Here is a 14928-nt window from a genome sequence, read left to right as displayed (position 1 = left end):
TGATAAATTTTGATATAATAGAACGAACTACAGATAAAGGATGAGAGAGAATGACTTTAGTTTATCAATCAACACGCGATGAAAAGAATAGAGTAACAGCCAGCCAGGCTATTCTGCAAGGTTTGGCGACAGATGGCGGTCTGTTTACGCCCATTACCTATCCGCAGGTCGATTTGGACTTTGCCAAGCTCAAAGACGCTTCTTATCAGGAAGTAGCCAAGCTTGTTTTGTCTGCATTTTTGGATGATTTTTCTGAAGCGGAGCTGGACCACTGTATCAACCATGCCTACGACAGCAAGTTTGATGATGCGGCGATTGCTCCCTTGGTCAAGCTGGATGGTCAGTATAATCTAGAGCTTTTCCATGGAGCGACCATTGCCTTTAAGGACATGGCTTTGTCTATCCTGCCTCACCTGATGACAACTGCAGCCAAAAAGCACGGCTTGGAAAACAAAATTGTCATTTTGACGGCGACTTCTGGTGACACGGGCAAGGCGGCTATGGCAGGCTTTGCGGATGTTCCGGGGACTGAAATCATCGTCTTTTATCCCAAAGATGGTGTCAGCAAGGTCCAAGAGCTGCAAATGACGACGCAGACAGGTGCCAATACGCATGTGGTGGCCATTGATGGCAACTTTGACGATGCCCAGACTAATGTCAAGCACATGTTCAATGACACAGACCTACGAGCTAGTCTCTTGGAGCATAAACTCCAGTTTTCATCAGCTAATTCTATGAATATTGGCCGTTTGGTGCCTCAGATTGTTTACTATGTCTATGCCTATGCTCAGTTAGTGAAAACGGGAGAAATCACAGCAGGAGACAAGGTCAACTTTACAGTTCCGACAGGGAACTTTGGTAATATCCTGGCGGCCTACTATGCCAAGCAAATCGGTCTGCCGGTTGGCAAGCTGATTTGCGCATCAAATGAGAACAATGTCCTGACGGACTTCTTCAAGACTCAGGTTTATGACAAGAAGCGGAGCTTCAAGGTGACGTCTAGTCCGTCCATGGATATTCTGGTTTCCTCTAACTTGGAGCGCTTGATTTTCCATCTGTCTGGTAACAGCGCTGAGAAAACAGCTGCTTTGATGGCGGCTCTGAATGATCATGGCCAGTATGAACTGACGGACTTTGACGCTGAGATTTTAGAGCTCTTTGCGGCTGACTATGCAACAGAGCAAGAAACAGCTACTGAAATCAAGCGGGTCTATCAAGTCTCTAACTACATCGAAGATCCTCATACAGCCGTTGCGTCCGCTGTCTATCAAAAATACTTGGCAGAAACAGGCGATCAGCGCAAAACTGTTATCGCGTCTACCGCTAGTCCTTATAAATTCCCAGTTGTAGCAGTTGAAGCTGTGACTGGTCAAACAGGACTCAGTGATTTCGAGGCTTTGGAGCAACTGCACGAACTTTCTGGCGTAGCCCTGCCACCAGCTGTGGATGGCTTAGAAACAGCACCGGTTCGCCACAAAACGACGGTCGCTGCCGACCAAATGCAGGCAGCAGTCGAGGATTACTTAGGATTGTAAGAATGGCTTAGAAAGCCTAAAATCAGCTGGATATCTGGCTGATTTTTTCTTAGGATATCCAATGAAAGAAAGAGAAGTAGCTGATGCTTAAGAGGGAGAATTTTCTCTATGACAACTTATAAAAAAATCATGAACATTGCTCTGCCGGCTATGGCGGAGAACTTTTTGCAGATGCTCATGGGCATGGTCGACAGCTATCTGGTGGCCAGTCTGGGGCTGATTGCGATCTCTGGTGTCTCGGTGGCCGGCAATATCATTACGATTTATCAGGCAATTTTTATCGCGCTGGGGGCTGCCATTTCCAGTCTCATTTCCAAGACTCTGGCTCAGGGGGACAAGGAGCGTTTGGCCTATCATACAGCTGAGGCTATCAAACTGACGCTGCTTCTGAGCCTTCTATTGGGGCTGATTTCTCTGATCTTTGGCAGGCAGATGCTGGATCTTCTAGGGACGGAAAAGGCGGTGGCTGAAGCAGGCGGTCTGTATCTGGCTCTGGTTGGTGGGACTATTGTCCTGCTGGGCTTGATGACTTCCTTTGGAGCTCTGGTACGGGTCACGCGCAATCCTAGATTTCCCATGTATGTAAGTCTTCTGACTAATGTCCTCAATGCCCTCTTTTCCGGTCTGGGGATTTACATCTTTCGGCTTGGTATTGTCGGTGTAGCACTGGGAACGGTGCTGGCTCGTTTGGTCGGTGTGCTCATTCTCTGGCGGGAGCTGGATTTGTCCACAATCCGCTGGAGCTGGGGTTTAGATGGCGAGCTCTTGCGTCTGTCTCTGCCGGCTGCTGGAGAGCGGCTCATGATGCGGGCGGGTGATGTAGTGATCATCGCCATTGTGGTCGTCTTTGGGACGGATGCAGTAGCGGGGAATGCCATCGGCGAAGTCCTGACCCAGTTTAACTATATGCCGGCTTTTGGGGTCGCGACAGCAACAGTCATGTTGGTAGCCCATGCGGTTGGGGAGGGCGATATGCAAGCGGTTGGTCTGATTCGTCAGCGGGCCTTCTGGCTGTCTTTTGCTTGCATGCTGCCCTTGGCTTTAGGTATTTTCGCACTTGGTCGGCCGCTGACCTTGCTCTATACGGACAATAGCGGAGCGATTACAGCCAGTCTTTCGGTCATCCTCTTCTCCCTGCTGGGCACTCCCATGGCAGCTGGAACCGTGATTTACACAGCGGTTTGGCAGGGGCTGGGCAATGCCAGACTGCCCTTTTATGCCACGACTATTGGCATGTGGCTAATTCGCATTATCTCAGGATATTTACTAGGTGTGACCTTTGGCTTGGGTCTGCCGGGAGTCTGGGCTGGGACGCTCTTGGACAATGGATTCCGCTGGCTATTTTTAAAGGTTTTATACGACAGAAAAATGAGGGAAATTGCATGACAACAGCGTTTATTTGGGATTTGGACGGAACCTTGCTGGACTCCTACGATGCTATTTTGGCAGGAATTGAGGAAACCTACGCTCACTATGGTCTGGACTTTGACAGGGCGAGTATTCACAGCTATATCCTAAAGCACTCTGTCCAGAAACTTTTGGAGGAAGTAGCATCTGAGAAAGGCCTGGATGCTGTCGAGATGAATTCCTTCCGTGGAGCAAGCCTAAAGGAGAAAAATGCTCAGGTTCATCTGATGGAAGGGGCTGCGGAGATACTGGCTTGGGCTAAAGAGCAGGGCATTGCCCAGTTCGTCTATACCCACAAGGGACTCAATGCCCATCAAATCTTGGAAGACTTGGGCATTCATGACTATTTTACAGAAATCATCACAACAGCCAACGGCTTTGAGCGCAAGCCTCACCCAGAGGGAGTCGACTATCTGGTCGAGAAATATGGCCTGGACAAGCAGGGGACCTACTATATCGGCGACCGGACGCTGGATGTGGATGTCGCCGTCAACAGTGGCATCCAGAGCATTAACTTCTGTGACTACCGACCAGAAATCAATCAGAAAATAGAGAAGTTGGTGGATATCAAGCAATTATTTACAAGATAAAAAGCAGCCTAAAACTGATTTACTGTCAGTCTAGCCTGCTTTTTCTTTTACATATGCTCAATGTGAAGTTCTAGCAAGAACTCAAGAGCCTCGGGCGTACAGTTCTTTTTTTCAATAGGGAAACCGACAATTGGTCCCAACATGATATAAAAATCATCCTTAGTATGAAAAACTTTGACGATGTCATCATAGCTATAAAGAAACTCTCCTCGTTTGCTTTTTACAGAAAATTTATCTTTCTCAAATATAAGAGTTTGCTCCATATCCTTCCAGAAAGGAGTTTTTCGATAGGCCTTCCTTATCTGAAAGTCCGTGCCAAAGTACATTACTGGGAATATAATCAAAGATGTAAATAGCACGATGAAGAAAGAAAATCGCTTCAGGTTGTCAGGTAGGAAGATAAGATAGAGAGATAGAATTCCTATCAAAATGAACATATTCAGCAAGAATCTTTTCCCGCGTAAGAAAACAGACCAAGCAAATCGTTGATACACTTCCTCAGTCACAAGAGTTGGAATGGTTATTGGGAACATGCTTCACCTCCTAGTTTTTATTATTATACCATATATGAGCGATAAGATTTAGCCGAGTCTTGCTAGGCGATGCCATCTTTTATAGGAGGCGAGAGATATTCCCATTTTTATCTAAAACCAGCACATCTGGCATGGGAAGATTATGCCAAAAGTTATAATCAATTCTGGAGTCAAATGCGCTCAGCAAGATGCAAATCAGATTGCCGTGGGAACTGATGATAATTTCTTCATCTTGATGCTTGCTTTCTAGCTCATGAAGAAGAGCTAAGGCACGCTGTTGAGCTTGTTGATTGGATTCACCATCAACAAGTGAAAACGTTGGCTGTGACCAAAGTTGCATGAGGCATTGTTCAAAATCTTGGTCAGCAATTGCTTGGCTACTTAACTTTCGCTCTATTAGTCGTTTGTCGGTTTGAATAGCGAGTTTTAGGCCTTGAGCTAAAGGCTCAACCGTTTGGATGGCTCTTCGATAGGGGCTGGAATAAATGGCGGTGATGGGTTTGTCTGCTAAAAAGTCAAGCTGTGCCAAGGATTCTTGTCCCTTGTCTGATAATGGTCGATTGATTTCATCAGGTGTATAGTTAGAATGCGCATGACGGATAAAATAGTAGGTGTTGTTCATAGGATAATTATAGCAAAATTTAAATCTCCATTCATTTTCTACCTATTTTCCACGCCGCCTTTTCTGTCTTTGTCCGCCTTTCGTGTTATAATAAACCTATGGAAAAAAAGAACAAATTATTATTAATTGACGGTTCGTCCGTTGCTTTTCGCGCTTTTTTTGCGCTTTATAATCAAATCGACCGTTTCAAGAGTCCATCGGGTTTGCACACCAATGCCATTTATGGCTTCCACCTCATGCTCAATCATCTCTTGGAGCGCGTGCAGCCGACTCATGTCCTAGTCGCTTTTGATGCTGGAAAGACGACCTTCCGGACCGAGATGTATGCTGACTATAAGGCAGGTCGGGCCAAGACGCCGGATGAATTTCGTGAGCAGTTGCCCTTTATCCGAGAAATGCTGCAGCACCTAGGCATTCACTACTACGACTTGGCTCAGTACGAGGCGGATGACATCATCGGAACCTTGGACAAGATGGCTGAAAAGACAGCAGTGCCTTACGATGTGACCATTGTCAGCGGCGATAAAGACTTGATTCAGCTGACGGATGATAATACCGTGGTGGAGATCTCCAAGAAAGGCGTGGCTGAGTTCGAGGAATTTACCCCAGCCTACCTCATGGAAAAGATGGGCATCACGCCAGAGCAGTTCATTGACCTCAAGGCGCTGATGGGCGATCAGTCGGATAATATCCCTGGCGTGACCAAGATCGGTGAGAAGACTGGCCTCAAGCTCCTCTTGGAGTATGGCTCTTTGGAAAATCTCTATGAAAACATTGACCAGCTCAAGGCTTCCAAGATGAAGGAAAATCTGATCAATGACAAGGACAAGGCCTTCTTATCAAAAACCCTAGCAACCATCAATACTCAGGCTCCGATTGAAATCGGGCTGGATGATTTGGTTTATAAGGGTCCGCAGCTAGAGGCCCTGAGCAAGTTCTACGACGAGATGGGCTTCAAGCAGCTCAAGGGTCAGCTAGGAACGACTCAGGAGTTAGTAGAAGTCAAACCTATTGAATTTGCCAAAGTGACCGAGGTGACAGCAGATATGCTGGCACCAGAGCAATTCTTCTATTTTGAAATCTTGGGTGACAACTACCATAAGGAAGAGATTGTCGGCCTTGCCTGGGGCGATAGCCGTCAGATTTATGTCGGCTCCAGCGATTTACTGCAGCAGCCTCTCTTTCAGGATTTTTTGGCAAAAACAGCTCTGAAAACCTATGACCTCAAGCGGACCAAGGTACTGCTCAGTCATTACGGCATTGAACTGCCAGTAGCATCCTTTGATGCGCGCCTAGCCAAGTATCTGCTTTCGACGGTCGAGGATAATGAGCTGGCGACTATTGCTCGCCTTTACGGTCAAACAATTCTGCCGACGGATGATGAGGTTTATGGCAAGGGAGCCAAGCGCGCTTTGCCGGAGCAAGAGCAGCTCTTTGAGCATCTAGCTCGTAAGGTTCAAGTACTGCTGGAAACAGAAGAGCCAATGCAAGAGCAGCTCCGTTCCCACGACCAGCTGGGTTTGTTGCTTGAAATGGAGCAGCCGCTGGCCTTTGTCTTAGCCAAGATGGAGATTGCGGGGATCAAGGTTGAGCGGGAAACCCTGCAGGGTATGCAGGCAGAAAATGAAAAGACGCTGGAAAGTCTAACGCAGGAGATTTATGATCTGGCTGGTCAGGAGTTCAATATTAACTCACCGAAACAGCTGGGAACCATTCTCTTTGAGGATATGGGGCTGCCACTGGAGTACACCAAAAAGACCAAGATGGGCTACTCGACAGCGGTGGATGTGCTGGAGCGTTTAGCACCCATTGCACCGATTGTGTCTAAGATTCTGGAATACCGTCAAATCAGCAAGCTCCAGTCCACTTATATCATCGGACTGCAGGAGGCGATTGCGGCTGACGGCAAGATTCACACTCGCTATGTTCAGGATTTGACTCAGACGGGCCGCCTGTCCTCGGTTGACCCGAACCTGCAGAATATCCCCGTTCGTTTGGAGCAGGGGCGCCTGATTCGCAAGGCCTTTGTACCGGAGTGGGCAGACAGTGTGCTTCTCAGCTCGGATTATTCCCAGATTGAGCTGCGGGTGCTGGCTCACATTTCGCAGGACGAGCATTTGATTGCTGCCTTTCAGCATGGAGAAGATATTCATACGGCTACCGCTATGCGGGTCTTTGGTATTGAAAAGGCAGAGGATGTGACGCCCAATGACCGCCGCAATGCCAAGGCTGTCAACTTTGGAGTGGTATATGGCATTTCTGACTTCGGATTGGCCAATAATCTGGGCATTTCCCGCAAGGCTGCCAAGGACTATATTGAGACTTATTTTGAGCGCTTCCCAGGGATTAAGAATTATATGGAAACCATCGTCCGCGAGGCGCGTGATAAGGGCTATGTAGAGACTATTTACCATCGCCGTCGTTCTTTGCCAGATATCAATTCCCGCAACTTTAACATCCGAAATTTTGCGGAGCGCACAGCTATTAACAGCCCAATTCAAGGCTCCGCCGCAGACATTCTCAAGGTGGCTATGATTAATCTGGACCGAGCTCTGGCAGAGAAGAATTTCAAGTCTCGCATGCTCTTGCAGGTTCACGATGAAATCGTGCTGGAAGTGCCAAATGACGAGCTAACAGCCGTCCGCCAGCTGGTCAAAGAAACCATGGAAGCTGCGATTGAATTGGCTGTTCCACTGGTAGCAGATGAAAATGCCGGCCAAACTTGGTACGAGGCAAAGTAAAACAAGATACAAAGAGCGTCAAAACCGACCGAAAATTAGGGATTCGGACGAAGGAGCCATGCTCCTAGAACGGATTATTTATTTTCCAAGGTTTTAGCTCGTGTTCAATTTAAGATATCAAGGGCGTAAAACACAAAGTGAAATAGAAAGCTGACACAGCATTCAAGGAATGCGAGGGAAATCACGTTTTTTGTACCGTATTCAGCTAAGATATCATTGTTAAAAAAGTTAAAAATTATTTATAAAACAGGAGGAGCATTATGACTTACCATTTTCAAAATCCCAGTGACGGCGTTGTCAAGCGCTATCTAGAAACCAGCAAGGTGATTGCTGTTGTCGGTCTATCAGACCGTGAGGAAACGACTAGTAACCGTGTGTCCAAGGAAATGCAGGAGCGAGGCTATCGCATTATCCCAGTCAATCCACGGGCGGCGGGCCGTCAGATTTTTGGTGAAACAGTTTATGCCAGTCTCAAAGACATTCCTTTCCCAGTGGATATTGTCGATGTTTACCGTCGTAGCGAGTTTTTGCCAGATGTGGCGCGTGATTTTCTTGAAGCAGATGCCAAGATTTTCTGGGCTCAGTTGGGCTTAGAAAATGAAGAAGCTGAACAGATTTTGCGTGCAGCTGGTCACGACGATATTGTCATGGATCGCTGCATTAAGCGCGAGCATACACGCTTGATTCTGGGCGAATAAGATGGCCAAGTTAGTTATCATTCGTGGAAATTCCGGCTCTGGCAAGTCGAGTCTGGCTAAAAAATTGCAGGCTCACTATGGCAAAGGGACTCTTTTGATTGCGCAGGACACAGTTAGACGGGACATGCTTAAAGAAAAAGTAGAGCCGGGAAATTTATCTATTGACCTGACAGAGACATTGGCACGCTTCGGCTACGAACATGATTTGCTGGTCTTGGTAGAAGGTTTCTATGAGACAGATATTTATGGGCACATGCTAGAGCGTTTGCGGAATTTATTTGGTTCTCAGACTCTAGCCTATTGCTATGATTTGACTTTTGAAGAAACCGTTAGCCGCCATCAGACCAGAGCGAAGCAAGAGGAATTTACCCCAGCTGACATGAAGCGCTGGTGGAAAGATCGAGATTTCTTAGGCTGGCAAGAAGAATCGTTCTTTAGGGACGAAGATTCCTTGGAGGCAGCCTTTGAGCGGATCGTTCAGGATTTAGAGAAAATTTGAAACGAAGCACAGGAGGAGGAACTCCTGTGCTTTTGCATTAAAAAAGTATTTCATAAATTGCAGATAAATTTTGAGAAAAATATCACACAAAATATTGACAAAATTATTTCATGGGATTACAATTAGATTACAAAATATTTCTTTTGTTACAAAACAAAAGCTTTAAAGAATATATTCTAGTGGGGTAAGATGTCCCCTATGCAAGCCAACATCACTACTATCGTTTAGCAAATTGATGATAAACTGACAAGGAGATTTCATTATGAAACGTAGTAAATTTATTCTATTGACAGCCACTGTCTTGTGCTCTGCTTTCCTGCTCGCAGCCTGTAGCTCTAAGCCTTCCACGGAGGCTAGCAGTTCTACTTCTCAGAGTTCTAAGATTAGCAGTTCAAGTAAAGCGTCAACTGAATCATCGACTAAGCAAAGTTCTGCTTCCAACGAAGCAAAAGCATCCTCTACTACTAAGCTTTCTAGCGACCAGAGTGTTTCCATTCAAGCCGAGAAGCCTGTGGGCAACAAGACTTCAGCAGATTCGAACACGTCACCAACTCCAGCTACCCCAGTGACTCCAACAACTTCCGGTATAGATGTCAATGCTCTAGCAAATGGTGATTTCTCTAGCATTGCAGGTACTTGGCAAGACGATTTGGGCAATCAATTAGTTTTTGATGCAAATGGATTAGTAACATTGCAACGTAATAATGGTGAGACATTGAACCATAACGTTATTTATAATGGTCATGTAGAAGGAGATAAGTTTAGAGCTGATTTTGGTTATAATGGAGCAGGCAGTAGTGATCCTTTATTCGCTGTTCCAGTGGGCGTAGCATTACCACTTAATGGTGCTCCAGCGCCTAAAGAACAAATCATGCTTGGAAGTGATGCAATCTCTTCCGCACAACATCCCTACTATCGAGTAGCAAATTAATGATAAACTGACAAGGAGATTCTATTATGAAACGTAATAAACTTATTTTATTGACAGCCACTGCCTTGTGTTCTGCTTTCCTGCTCGCAGCTTGTAGCTCTAAGCCTTCTACGGAGCCTAGTAGTTCTACCTCTCAGAGCTCTAAAATTAGCAGTTCTAGCAAGTCTTCTACCAAACCATCAGCTAAGCAAAGTTCTGCTTCTAACTCCGTGACATCCTCTTCAACTCCTCAGACTTCTAGCGACCAGGGTATTTCCAGTCAAGCTGAGAAGCCCGTGGAAAACAAGACTTCAGCAGATTCGAACACTCCAACAACTCCGGCTAATCCAGTGGCCCCTGTAGCTTCAGGAATAGATGCCAATGCTCTAGCAAATGGTGATTTCTCTAGCATTGCTGGTACTTGGCAAGACGATTTGGGCAACCAATTAGTCTTTGATGCAAATGGTTTGGTGTCCCATACTTACAGAGGAAATGAGTCAAGCGACTGCACTTTGACAAATAGTCAAGTGCATGAAGGTAGGTTCGGAGCGTTTTTGGGTTATAAATCAGGGAATGACGGGGCTTCCTTTACAGCAATCCCTAAAGGAGCTCCGCTTCCTGATACAGGAAATGAAAATCCCAAAGAACGTATTTTAGTGGGGCAAGATCTCACTTACGCATCTCAACATCCCTACTATCGGGTAGCAAATTGATGTATTGAATGATGAGCATCGTGATGCGAGTGGCTTTCCGAATACTCATCAGGCTGGCAATATAAAAACAAGGAACAGAATTAATTGCTGTTCCTTTTTCTTTGCTTTATCGAAAAAGTTTGCTCGTAGGGCTGTTTTGGATTTTTTTTTGTAAAATGGCTCTTTCTTCTGCAAAAATTGGTACAATAAAAGAAAGCGTTTTAATCGAATGATGAGGTAGTAACGATGAAAATATCTTTAGAAGAAATCCAAAGAGTTGCTAACCAAGGCCCCTTCTATCCAGACTGGGATTCTCTTGCGACTTATCAAGTCCCCAACTGGTTCAAAATTGCTAAGTTTGGGATTTTTATCCACTGGGGACTTTACAGCCTTCCTGCCTTTGGGAGCGAGTGGTACTCTCGAAATATGTACATACAGGGCACAGCAGAGTTTGACCACCATATCAAAACTTACGGGCCTCACAAAGATTTCGGCTACAAGGATTTTATTCCACTCTTTACTGCCGAAAATTTTCATGCGGACGAATGGTTGCGCCTCTTTAAAGAAGCGGGAGCCCAATACATGTTCCCAGTGGCAGAGCATCACGACGGCTTCCAGCTTTATGCCAGCCAGCTCTCTCCTTTTAATAGTGTAGAAATGGGGCCAAAACGTGACATCTTGGGAGAATTGAGTCAGGCAGCTCAAAGGGAGCAAGTACATTTTTGTACCTCTTCCCATCGGGCGGAGCATCACTTTTTCTTTTCACATGGGAAGGAGTTTGCTAGTGACATTGCCAGCGAAGTCAGTCGCGAGGAACTCTACTGGCCGGCTATGCCAGAGCCAGACCACCATGATTTGTTTGGTCAGCCTTATCCGAGTCAGGAGTTTCTAGATGATTGGCTCCTGCGTACCTGTGAGCTGGTTCGAGATTACCAGCCTGAGATTTTGTATTTTGATTGGTGGATTCAGCATGCAGCTTTTAAAGAGTATATAAAGCTTTTTGCGGCCTATTATTATAATTTAGGAGCAGCTTCTGGGAAGCCGACTAGCATCTGCTACAAGCATGATGCGCTGGCTTTTGGTGCGGGGATTGTGGAAGTGGAACGCGGCGGTTTTGCAGAGATCCAGCCTTTCACTTGGCAGACAGATACGGCTATCGCTCGAAATTCTTGGGGCTACACAGAGAACCTTGACTATAAGTCAGCTAAGGAAATCATACAGACCTTGATTGATGTCGTGTCCAAAAATGGGAATTTGTTGCTGAATATTGGGCCAAAAGGAGACGGGACGATTCCAGAAAAAGATCAAGAAATCTTGAGAGAAATCGGGGCTTGGCTCCAAGTGAATGGTCAAGCGATCTATGATTCACGCGCGTGGAGGCAATTTGGAGAAGGTCCGACACAAGTAGATAGTGGGCCATTTTCGGATGGTAAAAACATCCCTTATACAAACCAGGATTTCCGTTTCACGGCCAAGGGCGGAGCAGTGTATGCCTTTCTGATGGAGCCTGCAGCAAATCAGTGGCTGACGATTCAGGCCTTGGCTGACGAAAGAGAAAATCCCGCGTCTCGCTTTCATGGTATCATAGAAGAGGTATCCTTACTAGGCTATGAGGAACCGCTTGAATGGGAACAAATGCCCCAAGGTTTGCGTCTTTTCATGCCGAGTGTAGCAGGCGACTTACCCTTGGTGTTGAAGGTTCAATTGCGTTAAATCTAGACGAAAAAATGAGGCTGGGACAAAAGTCCTAGCCTCTCAATTGTCTTTGGATTGTCGAGCAAGACGCAGTGGTTGAGCGGGCTCTACTACGCTGATTTCATCAGCTTTTACAGCCCTACTCAACTGTGCGGAGGTGGGACGACGAAATCGAATTCTAACGAATTACCGATTTCTGTCCCACTCTCATTTTACTTACCTAGTGATTTTAAATTTTCATAAAAGAGTACCCGAGCTGTAGTGATGTAAGGATAGGCCACGACCCCAGCGATTCCCAGTGTGATACCAATCAGGATATACCAGCCGATAAAGCTCAGATCCAGCAAGAAACGTTTCCATTTATAGCCTTTCATCATGCGTCTACTTTGCACAAGAACTTGCCAAGGTCCTTGGTAGGTGCCAGTGCTCAGCTGATCGTAAAGGATGAAGTCGGTCTGAGAGTAAGCGTAGTTGGCCATCAGGAAGACTGCCGTACCAGCCAAGACAATGAGAGTGCCGAGAAACATCATGGGCGCATAGCTGACGATTTGCTCCACTTCAGGACTAGCAGCTGTCAATTGGGACCAATCGGATATCTTTCCATAAATAGCCAGCACCTTGTAACTGCTGAAAACAAGGAAAAATGAACCGACAAGGCTGATAGAATTCCACAACAAGAGGAGAATACTCTTGGTCAGCTGTGTGATAAAAATTGGCGAAAAAAGTTCAGCAGAAAAGATTCGGCCAATATCTGTAAAGCCAACCGTATCGCGTTTTTTCCGGACGACTTCCATCATGCTGAAGCTAGCAGATAAAAAGAGCAGAGCGATGATAAATTCCACAATTTGTGGAAAAATTTGACGGCCAAAAATCGCAACAAAGGCCTGATTGATCTCCAGCTGGGGGACAATTTCCTCTAAATGACGGTTGGGTGACAAATAGGTAGATAAAATGGTTACCAGAGTTGGAATGGCAAAGAGCGAGTAAATGCCGTTGGTTTGATTTCGGATAGTGCGTGCCTGGGCACGGATTTCGCTTAAATTCATACAGACCTCCATTTCATGATTTTTATTATACCACATATCGTGACAGACAAGACTTTTTTTGGTAAAATCATACGGTATCTTATGAGCGCTTGTCGCTTATTTTATAGAAGAAAATAGCTGGGACTGTCTTTCCCAGCAGGAGGAAACATGTCAGATTCACCGATTCAGTATCGTTTGATCAAAAAAGAAAAGCACACAAGTGCTCGTTTGGGGGAGATTATCACGCCCCACGGAACCTTCCCAACGCCTATGTTTATGCCGGTCGGCACTCAGGCTACGGTCAAGACCCAGTCGCCAGAAGAGCTCAAGCAAATGGGTTCTGGTATCATCTTGGCCAATACTTACCACCTCTGGTTGCGGCCAGGTGATGAGCTGATTGCCCGTGCAGGTGGCCTGCACAAGTTCATGAACTGGGACCAGCCTATTCTGACTGATAGTGGTGGCTTTCAGGTTTATTCTCTAGCGGATAGTCGCAACATCACAGAAGAAGGAGTGACTTTCAAGAACCACCTCAATGGTTCCAAAATGTTCCTGTCGCCAGAAAAGGCTATCTCTATCCAGAACAACTTAGGTAGCGACATCATGATGTCCTTTGATGAATGCCCGCAGTTCTACCAGCCTTATGACTATGTCAAGAAGTCTATTGAGCGGACTAGCCGTTGGGCAGAGCGCGGACTCAAGGCTCACATTCGTCCACACGATCAAGGCCTCTTTGGGATTGTGCAGGGAGCTGGCTTTGAAGATTTGCGCCGCCAGTCTGCTCAAGATTTGGTCAGCATGGATTTCCCAGGCTACTCTATCGGAGGTCTCGCTGTTGGTGAGTCTCATGAGGAGATGAATGCGGTGTTGGATTTCACAACGCCTCTACTGCCTGAAAATAAGCCCCGCTATCTCATGGGAGTTGGGGCGCCAGATAGCTTGATTGATGGTGTTATCCGTGGCGTTGATATGTTTGACTGCGTTTTGCCGACTCGGATTGCCCGAAACGGCACCTGCATGACCAGCGAGGGACGTCTGGTTGTTAAAAACGCTCAGTTTGAGGAAGATTTCACGCCACTGGATCACGACTGTGATTGCTACACTTGTACAAACTACACGCGGGCCTATATCCGCCACCTGCTCAAAGCTGATGAAACCTTTGGCCTCCGCTTGACCAGTTACCACAATCTTTACTTCTTGGTAAACCTTATGAAGAAGGTTCGTCAAGCCATTATGGATGATAATCTGTTAGAATTCCGCGAAGACTTTGTCGAGCGCTACGGCTACAACCGCTCCAAGAGAAATTTCTAAGAGTCCTCATTAGAAAGGAAGAAGTATGTCTGATGAAGGAAAATTGTTGGAAAGCTTGGTAGACTATCTTTCGGATGGTCAAAAGCACACTCTGAGGATTTTTGGTCACGGAGCTTCAGGTAAGTCAACTTTTGCTCGAAAACTTCAGCTAACCTTGGGTGAGGAAGGAGCTAATCTTCTGGAAACAGATCCTTATGTAATTACTGGAGAGTATCGCGATTTGCTCAGTTCTAAGGATTTTCCTCATCAAAAAGTAACGGCTTGTATCCCAGCTGTTCATGAACTCAGTAGTCTGGAGCGCGATATTTGTGCTTTGCAGTCTGGTCTGGATATTCTGAGCATTGGAAAAGCTTGGTCACCGAGTTTGCGTTTGTCAGCTCAAAAGCCGATTCTAATAGTAGAAGGCATGTCGGCAGCTTTTTTGTCTAAAAGCTTGTTTGATTTATCGATTTGCTTTTACACGGATGATCAAACTGAGTTAGAACGCCGCTTGGCGCGGGATGTGGCTGTGCGAGAACGTAGACCGGAGTGGATAGAGCAGACGCATTTAGCTCGGCGAGAGCAATATAGGCACTTTTATCAACCCTATCTAGCGGCTGCCGACCTTGTCATCTGCCAGTCAGGAAACGACTTTCGTATTGAAAGGGACAGCCCTTTGTTATAAAACAAA

General features: G+C 46.1%; 14 protein-coding genes. 11 read left to right on the top strand and 3 right to left on the bottom strand.

The window, feature by feature from the left end; all coding sequences use genetic code 11:
- The first annotated feature begins 50 nt into the window (after window positions 1-50).
- From thrC to PAN94_RS09175, 3 genes are all read left to right on the top strand, one after another.
- Complete coding sequence (gene thrC / locus PAN94_RS09185) at window positions 51-1535, top strand: threonine synthase (RefSeq protein WP_285875590.1); 1485 nt, start codon at window positions 51-53, stop codon at window positions 1533-1535.
- 108 nt (window positions 1536-1643) lie between these two features.
- Window positions 1644-2921, top strand: a complete 1278-nt coding sequence (locus tag PAN94_RS09180; protein WP_285875589.1) for an MATE family efflux transporter — start codon at window positions 1644-1646, stop codon at window positions 2919-2921.
- Complete coding sequence (locus tag PAN94_RS09175) at window positions 2918-3532, top strand: HAD-IA family hydrolase (RefSeq protein ID WP_285875588.1); 615 nt, start codon at window positions 2918-2920, stop codon at window positions 3530-3532. The genes PAN94_RS09180 and PAN94_RS09175 overlap by 4 nt, the downstream gene beginning before the upstream one ends.
- Before the next feature lie 47 nt (window positions 3533-3579).
- On the opposite strand, the gene PAN94_RS09170 is transcribed toward PAN94_RS09175, so the two are convergent.
- Both PAN94_RS09170 and PAN94_RS09165 read right to left on the bottom strand, forming a co-directional pair.
- On the bottom strand, window positions 3580-4065 hold the full coding sequence (locus PAN94_RS09170; protein ID WP_125406881.1) for a YcxB family protein: 486 nt from the start codon (window positions 4063-4065) through the stop codon (window positions 3580-3582).
- A gap of 79 nt (window positions 4066-4144) precedes the next feature.
- On the bottom strand, window positions 4145-4687 hold the full coding sequence (locus PAN94_RS09165) for a histidine phosphatase family protein (RefSeq protein WP_285875587.1): 543 nt from the start codon (window positions 4685-4687) through the stop codon (window positions 4145-4147).
- Window positions 4688-4785: 98 nt separating this feature from the next.
- On the opposite strand from PAN94_RS09165, the gene polA reads away from it, so the two are divergent.
- The 6 genes from polA (at window position 4786) to PAN94_RS09135 (ending at window position 11940) form a co-directional block, all read left to right on the top strand.
- Window positions 4786-7428, top strand: coding sequence for a DNA polymerase I (polA, locus tag PAN94_RS09160; protein WP_285875586.1), 2643 nt, complete (start codon window positions 4786-4788; stop codon window positions 7426-7428).
- A gap of 260 nt (window positions 7429-7688) precedes the next feature.
- Complete coding sequence (locus PAN94_RS09155) at window positions 7689-8126, top strand: CoA-binding protein (protein ID WP_285875585.1); 438 nt, start codon at window positions 7689-7691, stop codon at window positions 8124-8126.
- Between the two features lies 1 nt (window position 8127).
- A complete protein-coding gene (locus PAN94_RS09150; RefSeq protein ID WP_125406869.1) occupies window positions 8128-8625 on the top strand; it encodes a kinase in 498 nt (165 codons plus the stop codon).
- A 262-nt stretch (window positions 8626-8887) separates the two neighbouring features.
- Window positions 8888-9556, top strand: a complete 669-nt coding sequence (locus tag PAN94_RS09145; RefSeq protein ID WP_062006041.1) for a DUF6287 domain-containing protein — start codon at window positions 8888-8890, stop codon at window positions 9554-9556.
- A gap of 26 nt (window positions 9557-9582) precedes the next feature.
- Window positions 9583-10248 carry a DUF6287 domain-containing protein gene (locus tag PAN94_RS09140; RefSeq protein ID WP_285875582.1) on the top strand — a complete coding sequence of 222 codons (666 nt, stop codon included), beginning with the start codon at window positions 9583-9585 and terminating at the stop codon, window positions 10246-10248.
- 225 nt (window positions 10249-10473) lie between these two features.
- Window positions 10474-11940 carry an alpha-L-fucosidase gene (locus tag PAN94_RS09135; protein WP_285875581.1) on the top strand — a complete coding sequence of 489 codons (1467 nt, stop codon included), beginning with the start codon at window positions 10474-10476 and terminating at the stop codon, window positions 11938-11940.
- A gap of 194 nt (window positions 11941-12134) precedes the next feature.
- Here the strand turns inward: PAN94_RS09135 and PAN94_RS09130 are convergent, their stop codons facing one another.
- Window positions 12135-12968 carry a DUF975 family protein gene (locus PAN94_RS09130; RefSeq protein WP_285875580.1) on the bottom strand — a complete coding sequence of 278 codons (834 nt, stop codon included), beginning with the start codon at window positions 12966-12968 and terminating at the stop codon, window positions 12135-12137.
- A gap of 147 nt (window positions 12969-13115) precedes the next feature.
- Here PAN94_RS09130 and tgt point away from each other — a divergent pair, with 147 nt between their 5' ends.
- Both tgt and PAN94_RS09120 read left to right on the top strand, forming a co-directional pair.
- Entirely contained in the window at window positions 13116-14258 is a 1143-nt protein-coding gene (gene tgt / locus PAN94_RS09125; RefSeq protein WP_285875579.1) for a tRNA guanosine(34) transglycosylase Tgt, read from the top strand.
- 25 nt (window positions 14259-14283) lie between these two features.
- A complete protein-coding gene (locus tag PAN94_RS09120) occupies window positions 14284-14922 on the top strand; it encodes a uridine kinase family protein (RefSeq protein ID WP_148878389.1) in 639 nt (212 codons plus the stop codon).
- Window positions 14923-14928 lie beyond the last annotated feature (6 nt).

Source organism: Streptococcus sp. SC1 (genome assembly GCF_030272855.1).
Lineage (GTDB): Bacteria > Bacillota > Bacilli > Lactobacillales > Streptococcaceae > Streptococcus.
This window is presented reverse-complemented; position numbering and strand designations above follow the sequence as displayed.

Bases quoted from the DNA above. Each gene is read 5' to 3' on its own strand.
- PAN94_RS09130 (WP_285875580.1), bottom strand. From the start codon at position 12,968: ATGAATTTAAGCGAAATCCGTGCCCAGGCACGCACTATCCGAAATCAA.
- tgt (WP_285875579.1), top strand. From the start codon at position 13,116: ATGTCAGATTCACCGATTCAGTATCGTTTGATCAAAAAAGAAAAGCAC.
- PAN94_RS09165 (WP_285875587.1), bottom strand. From the start codon at position 4,687: ATGAACAACACCTACTATTTTATCCGTCATGCGCATTCTAACTATACA.
- PAN94_RS09150 (WP_125406869.1), top strand. From the start codon at position 8,128: ATGGCCAAGTTAGTTATCATTCGTGGAAATTCCGGCTCTGGCAAGTCG.
- PAN94_RS09175 (WP_285875588.1), top strand. From the start codon at position 2,918: ATGACAACAGCGTTTATTTGGGATTTGGACGGAACCTTGCTGGACTCC.
- PAN94_RS09120 (WP_148878389.1), top strand. From the start codon at position 14,284: ATGTCTGATGAAGGAAAATTGTTGGAAAGCTTGGTAGACTATCTTTCG.
- PAN94_RS09145 (WP_062006041.1), top strand. From the start codon at position 8,888: ATGAAACGTAGTAAATTTATTCTATTGACAGCCACTGTCTTGTGCTCT.
- PAN94_RS09170 (WP_125406881.1), bottom strand. From the start codon at position 4,065: ATGTTCCCAATAACCATTCCAACTCTTGTGACTGAGGAAGTGTATCAA.
- PAN94_RS09155 (WP_285875585.1), top strand. From the start codon at position 7,689: ATGACTTACCATTTTCAAAATCCCAGTGACGGCGTTGTCAAGCGCTAT.
- polA (WP_285875586.1), top strand. From the start codon at position 4,786: ATGGAAAAAAAGAACAAATTATTATTAATTGACGGTTCGTCCGTTGCT.
- thrC (WP_285875590.1), top strand. From the start codon at position 51: ATGACTTTAGTTTATCAATCAACACGCGATGAAAAGAATAGAGTAACA.
- PAN94_RS09135 (WP_285875581.1), top strand. From the start codon at position 10,474: ATGAAAATATCTTTAGAAGAAATCCAAAGAGTTGCTAACCAAGGCCCC.
- PAN94_RS09140 (WP_285875582.1), top strand. From the start codon at position 9,583: ATGAAACGTAATAAACTTATTTTATTGACAGCCACTGCCTTGTGTTCT.
- PAN94_RS09180 (WP_285875589.1), top strand. From the start codon at position 1,644: ATGACAACTTATAAAAAAATCATGAACATTGCTCTGCCGGCTATGGCG.